Consider the following 19,785-nt stretch of genomic DNA (forward strand, 5'->3'; position numbering starts at 1 on the left):
GCTAGGAACGGCGGCGGTGCACCGCCAGGGCGACCGCCGCCGCGACCAGGGCGCCGCTGAGGGCCAGCACCTCGACGTCGGGGAGGGTGGAGGGGTCCGCGGACGCCTCTGCCGGTGGCCCGGTGTCGAGCAGCAGGAAGGTGAAGACGGCCAACAGGAGCACGACGCCGAACAGCTTCACGGTTCCCCTCCCGGAGTGGTCAGCCGGCCTTGCGCAGGTGGGGCGTCAGCGCCGTCATGAACCGGTCCGCCGCGGCCTCCAGCGCCGTTGTCGCCGCCGGGGTGCCGACGTTCTGGTCCAGCACGAACTCGCCGCGCACCACGTGGTCCGCGCCCTTCGAGGCGAGCAACGGGTGCAGCGCGTAGTCCATCGCCACCAGGAACCCCTGGCTGCCGCCGGTCGCGAGCGGCAGGACGGCGCGGCCGCGCAGCGCCTTCTTCGGCAGCAGGTCCAGCAGCGCCTTGACCAGGCCGCTGTAGGCCGCGCGGTAGACCGGGGAGGCGACGACGACGCCGTCGGCGGAGAGCACGGAGCTCACGGCCGCGGCGATCTCCGGGTCGCGCAGGTCCTCGGTGAGCAGCGACAACGTCGGCAGCGCGCGCACGTTCAGGTGGGTCACGCGGTGGCCGGCGGCCTCCAGCAGCGCGGCGACGCAGGACACGACGAGACCGGTGGGCGCGGCGGGGGACGGCGCGCCGGAGATGATCAGCAGCTCGGACACGGCAGGGCACTCCCTGAGATCGCGGACGTGGGCGGTGGCGGTCTCAGCGGCAACACAGGCTGGCTGCCACGCGGCCGTAGTCGACGTGGCGACGTCGTGTCATGGGTGTGAGTGAAGCAACGTTCGGACCAGTGGACAACCGCTCCCAGCCGCTGGGATATCCTGGTGGACGCGGATGAGTCGGCAGGGCGGCCGCGGCGGGAGACCGTCGAGGAAAGTCCGGACTCCACAGGGCAGGGTGGTTGTTAACGGCAACCAGGGGCGACCCTCGGGACAGTGCCACAGAGAACAGACCGCCTCGGCCCACGGCCGGGGTAAGGGTGAAACGGTGGTGTAAGAGACCACCAGCGCCCCAGGTGACTGGGGCGGCTAGGTAAACCCCACCCGGAGCAAGGCCAAGAGGGCGCCTGACCGAAAGCGACGGCGCCTGCGCGAGCGTTCGAGGGCGGCCCGCCCGATGCTCGCGGGTAGGCCGCTAGAGCCTGTCGGCGACGGCAGGCCGAGATGGATGGCCGCCGAGCGGGGCGTGAGCCCCGTGAACAGGATCCGGCTTACATGCCGGCTCATCCGCCTGTATTGATGGACGCATGCTTTCTCACCTGGAGTGCGCCCGGTGCGGCCGTGAGCACGACGCCAACGCCGTCCAGAACCTCTGCCACTCCTGCGCCTCGCCGCTGCTGGCCCGCTACGACCTGACCCGCGTCACCCGGCCGACGGCCGAGAACTCGCTGTGGCGCTACCGCGACGTGCTGCCGGTGTTCAGCCCGGACCCGGCGTTCAGCCTCGGCGAGGGCATGACCCCGCTGGTGCCGCTGCCGGCGCTGAGCCGGGCGCTGGACGCGAACGTCATCATGAAGGACGAGTCGCTCGTGCCGACCGGGTCGTTCAAGGCCCGCGGCGCGGCCGTCGGCGTCGCGAAGGCCAAGGAGCTCGGCATCAAGGGCATCAAGATGCCGACCAACGGCAACGCGGGCGCCGCCTGGGCCCTGTACGCGGCCCGCGCCGGGTTGCGCAGCGTCATCGCCATGCCCGAGGACGCCCCGCTGATCACCCGCGAGGAGGTCGCGGCGAGCGGTGCCGAGCTGCGGATCGTGCCCGGCACCATCGCCGACGCGGCCAAGGCCCTCGCCGACGTCGACCTGTTCGACGCGTCGACCCTCCGGGAGCCCTACCGGATCGAGGGCAAGAAGACGATGGGCTACGAGATCGTCGAACAGCTCGGCTGGCGGGTGCCCGACGTGATCGTCTACCCGACCGGCGGCGGGGTCGGCCTCATCGGGATCTACAAGGCGCTGCAGGAGATGCGCGAGCTCGGCTGGATCAGCGAGAAGCTGCCCAGACTGGTCGCCGTGCAGGCGACGGGCTGCGCGCCGGTCGTGCGGGCGTTCGTGGAGGGCGCGGAGGAGTCGGTGTTCTGGGAGGGCGCCCACACCGCCGCGTTCGGCATCAACGTGCCGAAACCGCTGGGGGACTTCATCATCCTCGAAGCGCTCCGGCAGACCAACGGCACCGCGGTCGCCGTCACCGACGAGCAGATCGAGGCCGACCGCGCCGAGTGCGCCCGGCTCGAAGGCGTGTTCCTGTGCCCGGAGGGTGCCGCGACCGTCAGCGCCGTCAGGCAGCTGCGCGCGGACGGCTGGCTCCAGCCGGCCGACGAGGTGGTCGTGCTCAACACCGGTGCGGGCGTCAAATACCCGGGGATCCGCCTCTAAGTACGCGCAGGCCCTGAGGGCGTTACAGAAATGCGGCCGTTCGAGTGGTGCGCCGGCCCCGGTTCACCACTCCCGGTATCACGGCCCGCACGCCCCCATCCTCCTGTCAGACGGTCGGCCCCTGCAGCCGGCCGTACCACCGAGGAGGGGGAACAAGACGATGCAACGCAAGCTGACCGCGGTGCTGGCCCTGTCCAGCCTGATCACCGCGGGAGCCGCGGGCACCAGCCTCGCCGCAGAGGCGGAGCTGCCCGTGTACGGGGTGACGAGCTCCGGGCTCGACCAGGAGCAGGCGCAGAAGCTGCAGAGGGCGTTGGGGCTCAAGGACGTCGCCAGGTCCGAGAGCGGTGAGGTGGCGTTCGCCGACGAGCAGCGCTACCTCCAGGTCCCGACCGTCGACAAAGGACGGGGCAAGGAGGACGAGGACGGCAACGAGACCACGCAGTCCGCACTGGACCTGGAGGCCCTCAAGCGCATCCAGACCGTCCCGACCGACGTGGCCGTGAAGCGCGTCCAGGAGGCGCTGCGCTCCGCCGGGGTGCTGCCGGACAACGCCACCCCGACCGCCCGGCACACGACGTTCGAGCTCGCGGACGCCAACGGCCGCACCGGGCTCACGCAGAACCTCGACACGTCGGTGTCGTACACGTTCGACCTCGGCGGCATCCCGCTGGAGGGCGAGGGCGCGAACATCCGCGTCGCGTTCGACGCGCAGGGCGTCACGGCGCTCAGCCACGCCGCCCGCACGTACGAGAAGACCGGCAGCGTGAAGGTCAACGACCTGACCTACGGCCTGAAGCTGTGCCAGAGCTACCTCGGCGCCGAGGTGAAGCCGGACGTGAACTACGTCTACGCGGCCCCCGCGCTCGGCGAGAAGGTCGACCGGGTGGAGCCGTCGTTCCGCTGCACCGGCCGCAACGCCGACGGCGGCGCACCGCAGGCCATCATCCTGCCCGCGGTGGTGGGCGCGGAGATGCCCGCCCCGCAGCCGCCGCAGACCCCGCGTCCCGAGCAGCAGCTCAAGGCGCAGCGCGCCGGCACCCAGGTCGGCAGCGAGGGCACCGGCAACTGCTCCGGCCTGCCCAACACCCCTGCCAACATCGGCTCGTTCAACTCCGAGGCGAGCAGCCACGGCATCACCCGCGACTTCAGCTGGCTCGACCACAACGCCTGGGAGAGCGACTTCAAGGACCCGGTGTTCCCCGGCGGTGACGACACCAACTGGGCCGACGACGTCGACCTGACCTACTGGCAGGGCCACGGTTCCGGCACCGGCTTCTACTTCACCGGCTGCTCCAACCACAACGACACCAAGCTCGCCAACACCGAGGCGCGCTGGGGCAACAACGACGTCGAGTGGATGAGCCTCTTCACCTGCCTGATCCTGGAGACGAACACCGGTGGCCAGACGTGGGGCCAGCGCTGGGGACAGGCGTTCCGCGGCCTGCACCAGATCAACAGCTTCACCACGATCAGCTACAACTCCTCCAACCACGGCGGCAAGTACGGCCACTACCTGTGGCGCTCGCCGTTCCTGTGGTGGAACAAGCCGATGAAGGTCCGCGACGCGTGGGCGCAGGCCAGCATCGACACCCAGCCCGCGTCCGTCGAGTGGGCGACCATGGGCGTGTACCTGGGCGCGTCCGGTGGGTACGGCAACTTCAACGACTACTTCTGGGGCAAGGGCTCCGTGGGTCCCGACTACGCCTCGACCGGCATGTTCTGGCGGATCCGCGGCGGGTCCTGACCCTGCCCGGCACACCGGTGGGAGGCCTGGCGACTGCGGTCGCCGGGCCTTTCCGGCGTGCTCAGCGCTTCGCCGGCCGCCCGGACGGCATCCGCAGCACGGGCCGGAACGGCTCCCCGCCGTTGTACAGCTCCTCCAGTTCTGTCACGTACGCCAGGACAGCCGGGTTGACGATGTCCGCGAGCGAGCGCACCCCGGCCTGCGGTTCGTACGACGCGAGGTACGTGGCCGCCGCACGGGCGCGCTCCAGCACCGAACGGTCGAAGTTGATCGTCCGCTGGACCCGGCGCCGGGATTGCGGGCCCGTCCCGGTAGGCTGGGGAACGCCTGGAGCACTAGGGGAGGCTGTGATTCCGTCCACACTTCCGTCCGGCACGAGGTCAGGTTCGAGCATGGGCGAATCTCCTCGGAGTCGTCGCTTCGGGGCGTACGCGCGGCGGAGCCGCGAACCGGCCGTTCAGCGCATCCAACCTGGATGGACACGTGCGCGGTTTTGAGACGCACGCACTGTGTGTGACCAGGGCGTTCGCAGTCGGGTGAACCTTGCCAGCGACGGAGAGAATCTTGGTCCTGGTGTTCCCCACTGACGTCTCCTCAGTGATGATGTGTCGGCCAGATTAGACGTAATTCGCCGCCCGGGGAACGCCCAGATGATCTGCAGCCAGCTCCACTTGCTCCACACGCCGTGACGAACTCGTGTTCTACTCGTAGCGCAAGCCCGAGCGCACTCAGGAGTACCTAAATGACCGCCATGGAACTGGTGACACTCGCTCAGCAGCAGCCGACGGTGCCGGGCACAAACAACATCCGCGACTGGATCCTGGGCAACATCGTTCCCCTGCTCCTGCTCACCGTCGCGTTGCTGCTGCTCTGGCTGGGTGGCGGCAAGGGCGACAACGCGGGTGTCATGCGCCGCCTCGGTGGTGTGATCGTCGCACTGGCCATCATCGGCCTCGCGGTCACGACCGACGCGGGCAAGAACATCGGGCAGTGGCTCGCCGGTTTGTTCGTCGGAGGCTGACGCGTGCGGGTTCGCACTGACGACGAGGTCTACCGGGTCGACGCCGTCTGGCTGGGCCCGCCGAAAGCGACCTTCCCCTGGCGTGCGCGCTACGTCGCGTGGGGCGTCGGGATCGTCGTTTTCCTCGTCGTACTCACGATCGAGCGCCAGATGGGCATCGGGTTCGGGTTCTTCTCGACCGCGTGGGCCCTCGTCGCCACGATCATCCTGACCAGGTTCATCACCCAGCGGATCAGCCACGAACGCCCGCTCACGGCGGTCATGTCGATGTGGGTCCGCGAGCTCACCGCACCTCGAGAACGCACGGCCAGCACCGGCGGGGCGGCCAGTGCCGCCCGGATCCGGGTCAGCTCGCAGCGCCCTCGTCCCAAGTTGAGCAAGAAACAACGGGCGAGACAGCAGGCCCAGAACCGCCGGACGTCAGCCACGCGCAAGAAGGAGGTTCGCGGTGTTCGGACGCCGGCGAGACCGTGATCGTCGCTCCGCCCAGCACATCGCGCAGCACGCGGCCGCGGACCCGCGCGACCGCGACCGGGCCGCGTACTCCAAGCGCGGCCGCCGCCTGCCCGGCGAGCAGGCGGTGCCCAGCTACACGCCGTCGATCAGCGCCCGCAGCATCGACGGCCACCTGCTGCGCACCGGCCAGGAGGTCTACGCCTGGTACCGGCTCGCGCCGCAGCGCTGGTCGTTCCGCAGCGACTCGCAGCGCCAGGACCTGATCGCCGCCATCGCCGGTCAGTACGCCGAGCTGCAGGGCCGCTGGATGCACCTGCGGGTCACGACGCGGCCGTACCCGATCCGCATGTGGGCCGAGGCGCACGTGCACAACGCCGTCAAGCGCCTGCCGGACACCCCCGGCACGCTGACGTTCGACGACTACATGGTCGGCGAGCAGCAGCAGCTCATGGGCCGCTCGATGGCGGAGAAAGAGGTCTACCTGGGCGTCCAGGTGCAGACCCGCAACATGATGGACCGGGCCGTCGAACGCGCCGCTCCCGTGCTGCGCAAGGTCTTCCCGGACGCCGTCGACGCCGAGCTGGTGGCGCTGGACTCCGAGGTCGAGCACCTCGACCAGGTCATCGGGTCGGCCGGTCTCGAAGGCCGTCCCGCGACGGCCGAGGAGATGTCCTGGCTGATGCACCGGTCGTGCTCGCTGGGCCTGCCCGCACCGCGCAACCTGCCCGCAGTGCCGGGTGCCGCGTGGGAGCCGGAGGACCTGGCCAGCTTCACCGACGCCGCGGACTTCCACCAGGAGCCGTACTCGCCGACGGTGACCGTGCGCGGCCGCACCGGCTCGAACGCGGGCATCCGGCGGCACGTCGCCGTGCTCACCGTCGGGCTGATGCACGGCCTGCAGATCCCCGAGGTCGACGACCCGTGGGTGCAGCGCGCCGACCGGCTGCCCGCCTCCGTCGAGTGGTCCGCGCGGATCTACGTGCGCCGCCCGGAGGAGGTGTCCGGCGAGCTCTCCCGCCAGATGAGCAAGGTGCGCTCGCAGGTCCGCCACTACACCGACGAGCACGAGCTGGAACCGCCGCAGTCGCTGGCCCGCCAGGCCGGGCGCGTGCTGGAGATCGACGACGAGATGACGTCGGGCTTCACCGCGCTGGGCACCAGGGTGCGCTCGTGGTGGCGGCTCGCGGTCTCCGGGCCGACCGAGCGCGAGGCCCTGCGCCTGGCCCAGCAGCTGCTGGAGCTGTACAAGCCCAAGATCGCCATCGACCACCCGGAGGCGCAGTACGCGATCGCCCGCGAGTTCATCCCCGGTGAGCCGCTGTCGAACGGCGCGTACCTGCGGCGCGGCAGCGTGCTGTGGGCGGCGTCCGCCGTCCCGACGGCCACGGCCGAGGTCGGTGACCGCCGCGGCATCCTGCTCGGCGAGACCGTCACGGCCACCCGGCGCCCGGTCGCCTGGGACCCGTGGATGGCCCAGGAGCTGCGCGACGCGTCCGGTCTGACGGCGATGGTCGCGGGTCTGGGTGCCGGCAAGTCGTTCCTCGGCGGCGGCATCGTCTACAAGACGCTGCGCTCCGGCGCGCACTGGACGCTGCTCGACCCGTCCGGTCCGCTGGCGGCGCTGTGCGAGCTGCCGGAGCTGCGCCCGTACGCCCGGCCGATCAACCTGCTCAACGCCCAGCCCGGCATCCTCAACCCGTACCGGGTGGTCGCCGAGCCGATGATCGAGCACTTCCTCGACGAGGACGACCCGGAACGCGCGTGGCGCAGGGAGAAGGCACTCGCCGCGGCCACCCGCCGCCGGCTGGTGCTGGACGTGCTCACCGGTCTGCTGCCGTTCGAGGTCGCCCGCCTGCCACAGACGCGCATCGTGCTGCTGCGCGCGGTCCGCACCGTCGGCGGCCGCTTCGACGCCCACCCCGGTCTCGTCTTCGAGGCGCTGCGCCGGGACGCGTCCGAGCACCACGAGCACGCCGTGGTCGTCGCGGACTTCCTCGACGAGATGCGCGAGCGCATGTCGTTGCTGATCCCCGAGGCGAACGCCGACCCGTACAACGAGGCGCGGGACGACCGGCTCACGGTGCTGACCATGGCGGGCCTGAACCTGCCCAAGGACGGCGTCGGCCGCGAGCACTGGACGGACGCGGAGTCGCTCGGCGTCGAGATGCTGAACCTCGCCGCGTGGCTCACCCAGCGCTCGATCTACGAGAAGCCGAAGGACCAGCGCAAGGGCGTCTGGATCGACGAGGCGTTCTTCCTGTCGGAGGTCCCGACCGGTCGCGTGCTGATGAACCGCTTCGCTCGCGACTCGCGCAAGTGGAACGTCCGCGTGCTGCTGTCCTCGCAGATCCCCGCCGACTTCCTCAAGATCCAGGGCTTCGTCGCCCTGCTCGACTCGGTCTTCGTCGGCAGGCTCGACGACGACCAGGCGCAGGCGGACGCGCTGCGGTTGCTGAAGGTGCCCGTGGGGGCCGGTTACGAGCAGGTCGTCGCCTCGCTCGGCCGCCGTCCCGGTGGTGAGCGGAGCGTGTCCGAACGCGACCGCGCGCCGCGGCAGTTCATCTTCGGCGACGGTGCCGGTGGCGTGGAACGGATCCGCATCGACTTCAGCGGTCCGCACCTCGAGCACCTGCGCAACGCGCTCGACACGACTCCGGACGCCAAGCGCGACCGCGATGCTCTTCCGTCGGGCGAGGAGGACCAGGTGCCGTCAGTGCCACAACCCGCGTACGTGCCGGACGAGATCGACGACGAGCTCGCCGCCGACCTCGAACTGGGGCTGACAGAGGACGAGGCCCACCTGGTGGGTCACGGTGACGGCTCCAACCGCCACCGGGACGGCGTGGCATGACGCTGCTGGCGGTCGTGGTCTCGGTCGTCGCCTTGCTCTGGGCGAGGCGGCGGTTCGGGCTGCGCCTCTCCCAGCGCGTGGGCGCGCGCACGAGGGCCATCGGTCTCGTGTCGGCGATCCTGGCACTCCAGGTGGTACTGGGTGCCCCCGCCGCCCACGCCCAAAACTGCGGTGAGGCACCCAATCCGGAACGTCCGGGTGCGGGCATGGTCGGCGCGCTCGACCCGCCGGTCGGCAACGGCCTGCCGGGCTCGGCGTACCTGGACTACGGCTACGCCGGCATGGTCTGGCACTACTACCAGAAGAGCTGCACCATCCCGAACGCCAACGCCACGATCGACACGTGGGCGGGCAACGAGCTCTTCAGCATCGGCAAGAACATCGTCGGCGCCACCAACGCGCTGCACTACACGGTGATGGGCCGCGGTCTGCTCGTGCCGCTGGACGACGCCGTGAACAACGGTGTGCAGAAGGTCTACGACAACGTCTACCTGCGCTGGTTCGGGCTGGTCGCGCTGATCCTCGCGATCCTGATGTTCCGGCAGATCTGGACCGGCGACTTCGCCGCGATCTCCAAACGCGGGCTCTGGGCACTGGCCGCGATGTGGCTCGCCACGTCGACGTTGGCGCTGCCCCAGTTCTACAACCTCCTCGACAACACCCTGGTCTCCAAGACGTCGGAGATACAGGCGGGCTTCATCGAGGCCCCCGAGGAGCAGGGCACACTCCACGTGCTGCCGACGAAACTGCACGAAGCCGTTGTGTACCAGAGCTGGTTGCGCGGCGCGTTCGGCACTCCCGAGGCACCGCAGGCCGTCGAGTACGGCCCGCGCATCCTCAAGGCGCAGGCCTGGACCACGGCCGAGATCGCCGAGCACAAGGACGCCGACCAGGCGGCGCTGAGCGCCAAGAAGGCCGAGTGGATCGCACTCGAAGGCCAGCTCGGCACCGCGAAGGGCTACTTCGACGGCACCGACGGCAGCCGCACCGGCGCTGGGTTCCTCTCGCTGCTGCAGGCGGTCGCGTTCTCGCTGTTCCAGCTGTTCGCGAAGGGCGCGGTGCTGCTGGCCCAGCTGCTGCTGCGCATCCTCACGCTCGCCGGACCGCTCATCGGTCTCGTCGCACTGATCCACCACGACCTGCTGCGCAAGGTCGCCCGCGCGGCCGCCGTGACGGTGTTCAACGTGCTGGTGCTCGCGGTCCTCGCGGGTGTCCACGCGCTGCTGCTGCAGGCGATCTTCAACGCGACCGGGCTGTCGCTGCTGACGAGGACGTTGCTGGGACTGATGCTCACCCTGGTGTGCTTCGTGATCGGCAAACCGCTGCGGCGCATGTGGCAGATGGTCGAGATGTCGGTCGGCTCGGCGAGCAACGTCCTGCCGATGCAGGGCGGCGTCTGGTCGAAGCTGCGCGGCCGCAAGCAGACCGGCCCCAGCCCGCAGGACGAGTTCTGGGACTCGGTGCGCGAGGGCGACGGCGCCGGCGAGGAGGTGCCGCAGCGGGGCCGCGGACGGGTGCGCCCGGAGGCGTCGAACCCGGTCGCGGCCACCGCCCAGCGGCTCGACCGCGGTGCGCCGAGCCAGATCAACTCGTCCGGCGACGGTTACAGCACCACGCGCGCCGGTGCGCTGCCCGCGGGATCGGGTCCGGCGGCGCTGCCGGTCGGCCGGTCGCGCGTCGTGGACAGCCCACCGGTCACCGACCGGCAGTGGGACCGCGTGGACGACGCGGTGCTCGTGCCGTCGCGGTCGAACGGCTACTCGGCCCCGGTGCAGGAACCGCGGCGCGCGGAGACCGAAGTGGTGGCGGGACGCCAGGTGCACGTGATCTACCGCCCGTCGCGCGGCTTCGAAGTCAGGGACAACTGAGGAAGGGGGACAACCGGTGCCGATCCGCACGAACCGCGGCCGTGCCGCGGTCTACCGCAGCCTGTGGGGCTGGCCGATGCGTTCCCCGCGCCACCTCGGTGCGTCGATCGTCATCTTCGTGCTGCTCGTGGTCGCCCTCGGGGTGATCATCCCGAGGATGCTGGACCGCTCGCCGACCGGCACGACGGTGGCGGCCCAGTCGACCTCCGTGCAGCCGACCCAGGTGGGGCAGCTGCCCAGCAGCGGGGTGTCGCTGCCGACCAAGCTGCCGCCGCCGACGAACTCGGCGCAGGCCGCGCCGCCGCAGGCGGACGCGCAGCTGGTGGCCGAGCTCTGGGCGGAGAACTGGATCAAGCCGCCGCCCAACAACGACGTCGAGAAGTGGCTCGCGAACCTCCGCCCGTACACCACGGAGGAGTTCCTCGCGCAGATGGCGACCATCGACCCGAAGAACGTGCCGGACAAGATCACCGAGAAGGTCGCCCCGGTGCGGTCCACGGTGTCGTCGGCCGACTTCCGGGTCGGCACCGACTCCGGCAAGGTCGTCATCACGTTGATCAAGCTTTCGCCCAGCAACGAGTGGCGGGTCAACAGCTACACGAAGGCGGACTGAGCCATGCGCCTCATGTTGATCATCGGTGCGGTCGTCGTGGCCATCGTGACGGTGGTCGCGACGTCCGGTGTCACGCAAGTGGTCAACAACCAGAGCGGTGCGGCCGGCGGAGCCGGCGTGCTGCGGATGAGCTGCAACGCCTCGATCGGACCGTGGGACGCGGGCGGCGGCGACAAGGGCCGCCACGACGCGTCGCGCCTCAACGACGAGCAGCGCAACATCGTCGCCCAGATCATCTCCATCGGCCAGCAGCGGGAGCTGCCGCCGCTGGCGTGGCAGATCGCGATCCAGGCCGGCATGACCGAGTCGGGTCTGCGCCCGCTGAACTACGGCGACCGCGACTCGCTCGGCATCTTCCAGATGCGCCCGTCGATGGGCTGGGGCACCGAGGCCCAGGTGGTCGACCCGGTCTACGCGATCAACAAGTTCTACGACGTGCTGCTGAAGGTGCCGGACTGGGAGAACCGCAGGCCCGGCGACTCGGCGCAGGCGGTGGAGCGCTCGGCGTTCCCGGACAGGTACCACAACTGGGAGTCCATGGCGGCGTTCCTGCTGAGCGAGCTCGGCCAGATCTCCGACCCGGCCGGCTGCGGCGCGGGCGCCGGCGAGTTCCTGGTCGCCTCGAACGCGGCGGGTGTCGCCATCGAGTTCACCAAGCAGCAGCTCGGCGAGCCGTACCTGTGGGGCGGCAACGGCCCGGACGCCTGGGACTGCTCCGGCATCCTGGTCAAGGCGTTCGCGGGGGCGGGGGTGAAGATCCCGCGGGTGGCGAACGACCAGTACGAGAAGGGCGGCGCCCACCTGCCGGTGCGCGACGCGCAGCCGGGCGACCTGATCTTCTGGGCCTACAACACGGCCGACCCGCGTTCGGTGCACCACGTGGCCATGTACCTCGGCGGCGACGAGTACATCCACGCACCGCAGACGGGTGACGTCGTGAAGATCAGCAAGATCAACTGGAACTACCACGAGTTGATGCCGATGGCCGTCCGGCCGGGCGTGTAGATCGCGGGGAGGCGCTGCATGTTCAACCACAACCCCATCCCGAGGCCCGCCGGACCACCCGCGTCGAGCGCACCCGTGCGCGACTACACGGCCGCCGGCGCTCCCGGTGTCTCGTCCGACTACGTGGTGGTCCCGCGCGCGCTGGCCGAGGCCATGCCGTTGCCGTGGCAGCAGCACATGGTCCACCTGCTCGCGGAGTTCCACCGCACCTACGGCCACCTGAAGTGGCCGATCTACCGCGTGGTGCCCTCGCGCTACGAGAAGCTCACCGACCTCGACGAGGAACAGCTCGCGGAGGTCGGTGCCGTGGTGGAGATCGACTCGGACGGTTCGCTGGTCTACCGTGACCGGTCCGACCGCTTGATCGACAACGCCGAGCACCGCACGGTCCTGGTCTCGTGTTTGGATCCGATCCCGTCGGAGTACGCCAACGCCAACCAGTCCACGCCGCCGCGGGGATTCCCGGCGCCCATGGGAGGCGAACGAGCATGAGTGACACCAGCGGGTGGTTCTACTGCCTGACCCACCAGACCGTCGAGCAGGGCAAGGGCTGCCGGGGCGCTGACCGGATGGGCCCGTACCCGGACGAGGCCACGGCCGCACGCGCCCTGGAGATCGCCCGCGAACGCACGCGTTCCGCGGACGAGGCGGACAAGAAGTGGCGCGGCGACGACGAGGACTGATCGCCGGTCCTTAGGCTGTGCGGGTGGCCTCCCTGGTGATCCGCACGGGTCGTGCTGACCTGTCCTTCGACGGCATCCGCACCGAGTTCGGGCTGCGGCCGGTGTTCCCGGCCGCGGCACTGGCCGAGGCGCAGGAGGTGGTCGCCCGCCCGGTGGGCGACCGCCTCGACCTCACGTCGATCCCGTTCGTGACGATCGACCCGCCCGGCGCGAAGGACCTGGACCAGGCGCTGTGCCTGGTCCGCACGTCCTCCGGTTTCGTGGTGCACTACGCGATCGCCGACCTGGGCCTGTTCGTGACGCCGGGCGGTGCGCTGGACGAGGAGGTCCGGCGCCGCGGCCAGACGGTGTACCTGCCCGACGGCAACGTGCCGCTGCACCCGACCGTGCTGTCCGAGGGCGCCGCGTCGCTGCTGCCCGGCGTGGTGCGGCCGGCGGTGGTGTGGACGTTCACGTGCTCGGCCGACGGCGAGGTCGCCGCGGTCGAGGTCCGGCGCGCTCTCGTCCGTTCGACCGCGCAGTTCGACTACGCCTCCGTCCAGCGGACCTTCGACGCCGGCACCCCGCATCCGTCGGTGGCGGCGCTGGCGGAGTTCGGCCTGCTGCGGCGGGCACTGGCCCGTTCCCGCGGCGCGATCGAGCTGCAGCTGCCCGAGCAGGAGGTCGAACCCGACGGCGCCGGCTGGAAGCTGGTGACCCGCCCGCGGGCCGCCGTGGACTCCTGGAACGCCGAGATCTCGCTGATGACCGGCATGGCGGCGGCGAAGATGATGATCGAGGCCCGCGTCGGTGTCCTGCGGACCCTGCCGGACCCGGACGCCGAGGCCGTGGCGTCGCTGCGGAAGTCGGCGGCGGCGCTGGGCGTGCCGTGGGCCGCCGGGGTGTCGCCGGGTGCGTTCCTGGCCGACCTGGACGCCTCGACACCGGAGGCGCTGGCGCTGTTCACGGACGCCACGCGCCTGTTGCGGGGTGCGGGCTACTCGGCGTTCAACGGCACGGTGCCCGAGCTCGTGACGCACGCGGGGGTCGCGGCGCCGTACACGCACGTGACCGCACCGCTGCGCCGGCTCGTCGACCGGTTCGCCACCGAGGTGTGCCTGGCGGTGTCGGCGGGGAAGCCGGTGCCCGCGTGGCTGGCGGAGGCGCTGCCGGTGCTGCCGTCGCTGATGGGGGCGTCGGACTCGCTCGCGTCGAAGGTGGAGCGGGCGACGCTGGACCAGGTCGAGGCGTGGGTGCTGAGCGGACGGGTCGGGCAGGAGTTCGAGGCCGTCGTGCTGCGGGCGGGGGACGACGAGGCGGAGGTGTTCATCGCCTCGCCGCCGATCCTCGCCAAGTGCGCCGGCCCCCACCTCCCCGAGGGCGAACGCATCCGCGTGCGCCTTGCGGAAGCCGACCCGCCTTCCCGCCGCGTCCACTTCACCGCCCAGCTCTGACGCCACGCGGGCCCCTTTCGTGCCCTCCTGATGCCACGCGGGGCCCTTTCGTGCCCTCCTGGCGCACGCGGGGACCTTTCGTGCGATCCCCGCGTGCGCGGGCTATCGGCGTTCGCGGCGTAGTTGCGCGTGTCGAGCGCAAGGTCACGTTGGGCCGCACGCCCCCACCGGACCGTGTGAAGATGCACGGGTGACAGAGATTCGTGACCTCACCGTCGGCGTGCTCGGTGGCACCGGTGCCCAGGGCAAGGGCCTCGCCATCCGCTGGGCCAGGGCCGGGCTCAAGGTGATCATCGGCTCCCGCAGTGCCGAACGGGCCGGGCTCGCCGCCGAGGAGATCGCCGGTGTCGCCGGTGGTGACGTCAGAGGCGCGGACAACGCCGACTGCGCGGCCGACTCCGACGTCGTGCTCGTCGCGGTGCCGTGGGACGGGCACGGCGACCTGCTGGCGTCGTTGCGGGACCAGCTGGCCGGGAAGATCGTCATCGACTGCGTGAACCCGCTCGGGTTCGACAAGCAGGGCCCGTTCGCGTTGCCGGTGACCGAGGGCAGCGCGGCGCAGCAGGCGGAGCTGCTGCTGCCGGAGTCGCGGGTCACCGCCGCGTTCCACCACGTGTCCGCGGTGCTGCTGGCGGACCTGACGGTGTCCGAAGTGGACATGGACGTGCTGGTGCTGGGCGACGACCGCGAGGCCACGGATACCGTGCGCGAGCTGGCCGAGCTGGTGCCGGGCTTCCGCGGCGTCTACGGCGGGCGGCTGCGCAACGCTCACCAGGTCGAGGCGTTCACGGCGAACCTCATCGCGGTCAACCGCCGGTACAAGGCGCACGCCGGTCTGAAGATCACGGGAGTCTGATGCTGCCCGTCGACGACCTCGGTGAGCCGGTTCCGGTCGACCGGCCCCGGCGCGTGGTCAGCCTGGTGCCGTCCATCACCGAGGCCGTCGCGGTCAGCGTTCCGGGAGCACTGGCCGGTGCGACGGACTACTGCACGCACCCGGCCGGCCTGGACGTCGAGCGGGTCGGCGGCTCGAAGTACCCGGACGTGGAGGAGGTTCTGCGGCTGCGGCCCGACCTCGTGATCGCGAACTCCGAGGAGAACCGCGCCGAGGACGTCGACCGGTTGCGCGCCGACGGCATCCCGGTGTGGGTGACCGAGGCGCCGCGGACCGTGCCGATGGCGCTGGCGTCGCTGCGGCGGCTCTTCGCCACCGCCTGGGACCTCGAACCCGGCTGGCTCGTCGACGCCGAGGACCTGTGGCGGGACACCGCACCGCAACGCCTCACCGCGCTCATCCCGGTGTGGCGCCGGCCGTGGGTGGTCGTCGGCCGCGACACGTTCGCCACCGACGTGCTGCGCAGGCTCGGCGTCGAGAACGTCTACGCCTCCCACGAGGAACGCTATCCGCGGCCGAGCCTGGACGAGCTGAACGAGCAGCGGCCCGACCTGGTGGTGCTGCCCGACGAGCCGTACGCGTTCACCCACGAGGACGGGCCGGAGAGCTTCCCCGGCCTGCCGTACGTGCTCGTCAACGGCCGTCACCTCACGTGGTACGGGCCCTCCCTCGTGGAGGCCAGGGCGAGCCTTCAACGGGCGCTGAGCCACCTCGGGGGCTAGTCGCGGAACCGGTCGGTCGCCGCCAGCAGCGCCGCCAGGACCCCGGGTTCGTCGTAGGCGTGCCCGGCGTCCGGCACCAGCACGAGCTCCGAACCGGGCCACGCCTTGTGCAGGTCCCACGCCGACACCGCGGGCGTCGCCATGTCGTAGCGGCCCTGCACGATCACGCCCGGGATGCCCGCCAGCCGGTCGGCGTCGCGGATCAGCTGACCCTCCTCGAACCAGCCGTCGTGCACGAAGTAGTGGTTCTCGATCCGGGCGAACGCCAGCGCGTACGCCGGTTCCGCGAACTGCGCCACCAGCTCGGGCCTGGGCAGCAACGTCACCGTCGCGCCCTCCCACGTGCTCCACGCGACCGCCGCCGGGCCGTGCACCGCCGGGTCCGGGTCGGCCAGCAGCTCCGCGTACAGCTGCACGGGGTCGCCGGACATGCCCTCCAACGGCGCCATGAACTTCTCCCACAGGTCGGGGAAGACGTTCGCCGCACCACCGCGGTAGTACCAGTCCACTTCGGACTGGCGCAGCGTGAAGATGCCGCGCAGCACCAGTTCCGTGACGCGGTCCGGGTGCTTCTGCGCGTACGCCAGCGCCAGCGTCGACCCCCAGGACCCGCCGAACACCTGCCACCGCTCGACCCGCAGCGACTCGCGCAGCAGCTCCACGTCGGCGACGAGGTGCCAGGTCGTGTTCAGCGAGAGGTCACCGGACACCGACGCGTGCGGCAGCGAACGCCCGCAGCCGCGCTGGTCGAACAACACGATCCGGTACACCTCGGGGTCGAACAGCCGGCGGTGCGCGGGGGAGCAGCCGCCGCCGGGACCACCGTGCAGGAAGACGACGGGCTTGCCGGAGGGGTTGCCGCACTCCTCCCAGTACACCTGGTTGCCGTCGCCGGTGTCCAGCAGGCCTGACGCGTGGGGCTCGATCTCCGGGTACATGGGCCTATCGTCGAGGACATGGCGCAGTTCACGAAGGAGACGTCCACCACGGGAGCGTTCGTGCGGCAGCCGAACCGCTTCACCGCGCGGCCGGAACCCGAGCCCGGCCGCTACCGGCTCGTCGTCAGCCTCGCGTGCCCGTGGGCGCACCGCGCGGTCGTCGTGCGCAAGCTGCTGGGCCTGGAGGACGCGATCTCGCTCGCCGTCGTCGACCCGATCCGCGACGACCGCGGCTGGCGCTTCCAGGGCACGGACCCGGTGCTCGGCTACGACTTCCTCAGCCAGGCCTACGAGAAGGCCGACCCCGGCTACGAGGGCCGCGTGACCGTTCCCGCGCTGGTCGACACGACCACCGGCGAGGTCGTCACCAACGACTACCCGCAGCTCACCCTCGACTTCAGCCTCAAGTGGAACCCGGAGAGCACCCTCTACCCCGAGCACCTGCGCGAGGAGATCGACTCCTGGATCGAGCCGATCTTCCACAACGTCAACAACGGCGTCTACAAGGCCGGTTTCGCCACGTCGCAGGAGGCCTACGAGGAGGCGTACACCGCCTTGTTCGCCGAGCTGGACCGCATCGAGGACCACCTGGCCACGCACGAGTACCTGGTGGGCGGCCAGCTCACCGAGGCCGACATCCGCCTGTGGACCACGCTCGTGCGGTTCGACGCCGTCTACCACGGCCACTTCAAGTGCAACCGGACCAAGCTGACCGAGATGCCGAACCTGTGGGCGTACGCGAAGCGCCTCTACGCGCAGTTCGGGGACACGGTCGACTGGGACCACATCAAGCGCCACTACTACGTGACGCACCACGAGATCAACCCGACCGGCATCGTGCCGGCGGGCCCAGACCCGTCGGTCTGGACCCGCTGACCCTGCTCGGCTTGCTGTCACGCGGGGGCCCCGCGTGCCCCGGAAGGGAACGTAGGACTCCCGCGTGACTTCCGCTCAGTGGAAGGTGTGCTCGGGGCCGGGGAACTGGTGCCCGCGCACCTCGTTCGCGAACTCGGTCGCCGCGCCCAGCATGACGTTGCCGATGTCGGCGTAGCGCTTCACGAACCGGGGCGCCTTGCCGCGGTTCAGGCCCATCATGTCCTGCCAGACGAGCACCTGGGCGTCGGTGTCCGGACCGGCACCGATGCCCACGGTCGGGATGACCAGGTCGTGCGTGATCTGCTTCGCGACCTCGGCGGTCACCATCTCCAGCACGACCGCGAACGCGCCGGCCTCCTGGACGGCGGCGGCGTCGTGCAGCACCACGTCGTGGTTCTCGTGGCGGCCCTGCACCCGGTACCCGCCGAGCTGGTGCTCGGACTGCGGGGTGAAGCCGATGTGCGCCATGACCGGGATGCCCGCGGCGGTGATCGCGCGGATGTGCGGCGCGAAGTAGGCGCCACCCTCCAGCTTGACCGCGTGCGCCTGGCCTTCCTTCATGAACCGCACCGCGGTGGCCACGGCCTGCTCCACCGACACCTGGTAGGAGCCGAACGGCAGGTCGGCGACCACGAGGGAGCGCTTGACCGACCGCGTCACCGCCCGCACCAGCGGGATCAGCTCGTCCACCGTGACCGGCAGCGAGGTGTCGTTGCCGAAGACCGTGTTCGACGCGGAGTCGCCGACCAGCAGAACGGGGATGCCCGCCTCGTCGAAGATCTGGGCGGTGAACGTGTCGTACGCGGTGAGCATGGGCCACGGCTCGCCGCGGTCCTTCATCTCACGCAGGTGGTGGACCCGCACGCGCTTCGCGGGAGCCTTCTGGGGAGCGGCTCCGGAGCCGTAGGGCGCGGAAACTTCGGCATTGGTCATCGTCGACCGTTCCTTTCCTCGAGGCCCGCCGCAGCGAGTCCCCGGGCGCTTGGTGCACGGTTGCCGAACCCCAGGGTGGCACCGCCGACCGGAAACCGGTTGCAGATGCGGCTACCGTCACACGGGTGGCAGCCCGAATCACAGAACTGGTGCTCGACTGCACCGATCCGGAACGACTCGCGGCCTTCTGGTGCGAGGTCCTCGGCTACGAGGTGGTCGACCGCGAGGACGTCCTCGTCGAGATCGCCCCACCGGACCGCCGCACCACCCTGCTGTTCCTGAAGAACCCGGACCGCAAGCTGCAGAAGCTGCGCCTGCACATCGACGTCCGGGCCACCGACCGGGAGCAGGACGAGGAGCTGGCGCGCCTGCTGGAGCTCGGCGCCACGCGCGTCGACATCGGCCAGGGCGAGGACGTCAGCTGGTACACCCTCGCCGACCCGGAGGGCAACGAGTTCTGCCTGCTCAGCGGCCGGGCAGAGCCCTGAGCACGGTCCGGATCGCCATGACCACGGCGTCCGGCCGGTCCATCTGAACCATGTGCCGACTGCCGGGCACCGGCACGTTGCGCCCCCACGGCACGAGGGCGGCCAGCGACCGGTGTTCCGGCCATATCTTCCGACCGGCCGTGAGCACGAGGAACGGCACCTCCGGGAACGCGCAGCGGGTCCGCAGCCGTTCCAGCGTCGCCACCTGACCGGGGTAGGACGCCAGCTCGGCCAGTGTGGCGCGTCCCACATCGGCCCGCCGGTAGACCAGCTCGACCAGGTCCCGCGGTGCCGGGTCGGTCGCGCCCAGCGTGGACAGCGCGGTCAGCCAGTTGCGGAAGGAGTGCCCGTACCTGCGCGTGAGGCGGGCTCCCAGCCAACGGCTGCCGAACGCGCGCAACACCTGCGCCACCACCGCCGACACGTCGAACGGCGCCCCCGCGCCCGGCATCTCCGTGTCCGGGTCGAGCAGCACGACCCCCAGCACCCGGTGCGGCCGCAGCCGCGCATAGGCCTCGACGTGCATCGATGCCATCGAGTGCCCCACCAGCACCGCCTGCGGGACGCCGCGCAGCACCGCATCCAGCACCGCCACCTCCCGCGCCAGCGACGGCCCGCGCCGCGCCGGACCGGACATGCCCAGACCGGGCCGGTCGAACACCACCACCCGCGCCAGCGGTTCGAGCATCCGCACGGTCCGGTCCCAGTCGAACCACGCCCCGCCCAGCCCCGAGCTCAGCACCACGACCGGCCGGTCAACACGCCCGGAGACCGCCACGTGCACCCGGCCCGCCGAAGAGGGGATCATGGCCGTCATCGGCT

At 70.9% G+C, this 19,785-nt stretch carries 21 protein-coding genes and 1 other RNA gene; 16 read left to right on the plus strand and 6 right to left on the minus strand.

Translation table 11 applies throughout. The annotated features are described in order from the left end of the window. Nucleotide 1 precedes the first annotated feature (1 nt). Both ACZ7CH_RS18980 and ACZ7CH_RS18985 read right to left on the minus strand, forming a co-directional pair. The gene (locus tag ACZ7CH_RS18980; RefSeq protein WP_360386512.1) at nt 2-181 is read right to left on the minus strand and encodes a hypothetical protein; all 180 of its coding nucleotides are present in this window, start codon (nt 179-181) and stop codon (nt 2-4) included. Nucleotides 182-200: 19 nt separating this feature from the next. Beyond that, nucleotides 201-722 (minus strand): NAD(P)H-dependent oxidoreductase, encoded by a 522-nt coding sequence (locus ACZ7CH_RS18985; RefSeq protein ID WP_360386515.1) that lies wholly within the window; start codon nt 720-722, stop codon nt 201-203. A 176-nt stretch (nt 723-898) separates the two neighbouring features. Between ACZ7CH_RS18985 and rnpB the strand changes: the two genes are divergently transcribed. From rnpB to ACZ7CH_RS19000, 3 genes are all read left to right on the plus strand, one after another. Beyond that, nucleotides 899-1,292, plus strand: an RNA gene (rnpB, locus tag ACZ7CH_RS18990) — RNase P RNA component class A. A gap of 17 nt (nt 1,293-1,309) precedes the next feature. Next, nucleotides 1,310-2,434, plus strand: coding sequence for a threonine synthase (locus ACZ7CH_RS18995; protein WP_360386518.1), 1,125 nt, complete (start codon nt 1,310-1,312; stop codon nt 2,432-2,434). A gap of 160 nt (nt 2,435-2,594) precedes the next feature. After that, nucleotides 2,595-4,181 carry a DUF6345 domain-containing protein gene (locus ACZ7CH_RS19000; RefSeq protein WP_470374436.1) on the plus strand — a complete coding sequence of 529 codons (1,587 nt, stop codon included), beginning with the start codon at nt 2,595-2,597 and terminating at the stop codon, nt 4,179-4,181. Between the two features lie 61 nt (nt 4,182-4,242). Here the strand turns inward: ACZ7CH_RS19000 and ACZ7CH_RS19005 are convergent, their stop codons facing one another. Continuing rightward, a complete protein-coding gene (locus ACZ7CH_RS19005) occupies nt 4,243-4,434 on the minus strand; it encodes a ParB family protein (protein ID WP_360386523.1) in 192 nt (63 codons plus the stop codon). Between the two features lie 489 nt (nt 4,435-4,923). On the opposite strand from ACZ7CH_RS19005, the gene ACZ7CH_RS19010 reads away from it, so the two are divergent. The 11 genes from ACZ7CH_RS19010 (at nt 4,924) to ACZ7CH_RS19060 (ending at nt 15,728) form a co-directional block, all read left to right on the plus strand. Then, nucleotides 4,924-5,202: a hypothetical protein gene (locus ACZ7CH_RS19010; protein WP_360386526.1), complete on the plus strand. Its 279-nt coding sequence runs from the start codon at nt 4,924-4,926 to the stop codon at nt 5,200-5,202. A 3-nt stretch (nt 5,203-5,205) separates the two neighbouring features. Next, on the plus strand, nt 5,206-5,676 hold the full coding sequence (locus ACZ7CH_RS19015) for a hypothetical protein (RefSeq protein WP_360386528.1): 471 nt from the start codon (nt 5,206-5,208) through the stop codon (nt 5,674-5,676). Between the two features lie 19 nt (nt 5,677-5,695). Further along, a complete protein-coding gene (locus ACZ7CH_RS19020; RefSeq protein ID WP_360386695.1) occupies nt 5,696-8,509 on the plus strand; it encodes an ATP-binding protein in 2,814 nt (937 codons plus the stop codon). Further along, a complete protein-coding gene (locus ACZ7CH_RS19025) occupies nt 8,506-10,377 on the plus strand; it encodes a hypothetical protein (RefSeq protein ID WP_360386531.1) in 1,872 nt (623 codons plus the stop codon). Before ACZ7CH_RS19020 ends, ACZ7CH_RS19025 begins: the two co-directional genes overlap by 4 nt. Nucleotides 10,378-10,393: 16 nt before the next feature. Next, the gene (locus tag ACZ7CH_RS19030; protein ID WP_458429224.1) at nt 10,394-10,990 is read left to right on the plus strand and encodes a hypothetical protein; all 597 of its coding nucleotides are present in this window, start codon (nt 10,394-10,396) and stop codon (nt 10,988-10,990) included. Nucleotides 10,991-10,993: 3 nt separating this feature from the next. After that, complete coding sequence (locus ACZ7CH_RS19035; protein WP_360386537.1) at nt 10,994-11,995, plus strand: C40 family peptidase; 1,002 nt, start codon at nt 10,994-10,996, stop codon at nt 11,993-11,995. Nucleotides 11,996-12,013: 18 nt separating this feature from the next. Further along, nucleotides 12,014-12,487, plus strand: coding sequence for a hypothetical protein (locus ACZ7CH_RS19040; RefSeq protein WP_360386540.1), 474 nt, complete (start codon nt 12,014-12,016; stop codon nt 12,485-12,487). Next, the gene (locus ACZ7CH_RS19045; protein ID WP_360386543.1) at nt 12,484-12,678 is read left to right on the plus strand and encodes a hypothetical protein; all 195 of its coding nucleotides are present in this window, start codon (nt 12,484-12,486) and stop codon (nt 12,676-12,678) included. The genes ACZ7CH_RS19040 and ACZ7CH_RS19045 overlap by 4 nt, the downstream gene beginning before the upstream one ends. Before the next feature lie 35 nt (nt 12,679-12,713). Next, on the plus strand, nt 12,714-14,111 hold the full coding sequence (locus ACZ7CH_RS19050) for an RNB domain-containing ribonuclease (RefSeq protein ID WP_470374454.1): 1,398 nt from the start codon (nt 12,714-12,716) through the stop codon (nt 14,109-14,111). A 190-nt stretch (nt 14,112-14,301) separates the two neighbouring features. Then, nucleotides 14,302-14,967, plus strand: a complete 666-nt coding sequence (npdG, locus tag ACZ7CH_RS19055) for an NADPH-dependent F420 reductase (RefSeq protein WP_458429222.1) — start codon at nt 14,302-14,304, stop codon at nt 14,965-14,967. Then, nucleotides 14,967-15,728 carry a helical backbone metal receptor gene (locus ACZ7CH_RS19060; RefSeq protein ID WP_470374437.1) on the plus strand — a complete coding sequence of 254 codons (762 nt, stop codon included), beginning with the start codon at nt 14,967-14,969 and terminating at the stop codon, nt 15,726-15,728. Before npdG ends, ACZ7CH_RS19060 begins: the two co-directional genes overlap by 1 nt. Here the strand turns inward: ACZ7CH_RS19060 and pip are convergent. Beyond that, nucleotides 15,725-16,666, minus strand: a complete 942-nt coding sequence (pip, locus tag ACZ7CH_RS19065; RefSeq protein WP_470374438.1) for a prolyl aminopeptidase — start codon at nt 16,664-16,666, stop codon at nt 15,725-15,727. The two genes, ACZ7CH_RS19060 and pip, sit on opposite strands and share 4 nt — an antisense overlap. 18 nt (nt 16,667-16,684) lie before the next feature. Between pip and ACZ7CH_RS19070 the strand changes: the two genes are divergently transcribed. Then, nucleotides 16,685-17,542: a glutathione S-transferase family protein gene (locus tag ACZ7CH_RS19070; protein WP_360386553.1), complete on the plus strand. Its 858-nt coding sequence runs from the start codon at nt 16,685-16,687 to the stop codon at nt 17,540-17,542. A gap of 75 nt (nt 17,543-17,617) precedes the next feature. Here ACZ7CH_RS19070 and panB read toward each other — a convergent pair whose 3' ends face one another. Beyond that, complete coding sequence (panB, locus tag ACZ7CH_RS19075) at nt 17,618-18,475, minus strand: 3-methyl-2-oxobutanoate hydroxymethyltransferase (protein WP_360386555.1); 858 nt, start codon at nt 18,473-18,475, stop codon at nt 17,618-17,620. A 125-nt stretch (nt 18,476-18,600) separates the two neighbouring features. On the opposite strand from panB, the gene ACZ7CH_RS19080 reads away from it, so the two are divergent. Next, nucleotides 18,601-18,963, plus strand: a complete 363-nt coding sequence (locus ACZ7CH_RS19080) for a VOC family protein (RefSeq protein WP_360386557.1) — start codon at nt 18,601-18,603, stop codon at nt 18,961-18,963. On the opposite strand, the gene ACZ7CH_RS19085 is transcribed toward ACZ7CH_RS19080, so the two are convergent. After that, the gene (locus ACZ7CH_RS19085) at nt 18,941-19,780 is read right to left on the minus strand and encodes an alpha/beta fold hydrolase (RefSeq protein ID WP_470374439.1); all 840 of its coding nucleotides are present in this window, start codon (nt 19,778-19,780) and stop codon (nt 18,941-18,943) included. The two genes, ACZ7CH_RS19080 and ACZ7CH_RS19085, sit on opposite strands and share 23 nt — an antisense overlap. Nucleotides 19,781-19,785: the final 5 nt, after the last annotated feature.

The sequence above is a fragment of the Lentzea sp. NPDC037011 genome (genome assembly GCF_055607425.1).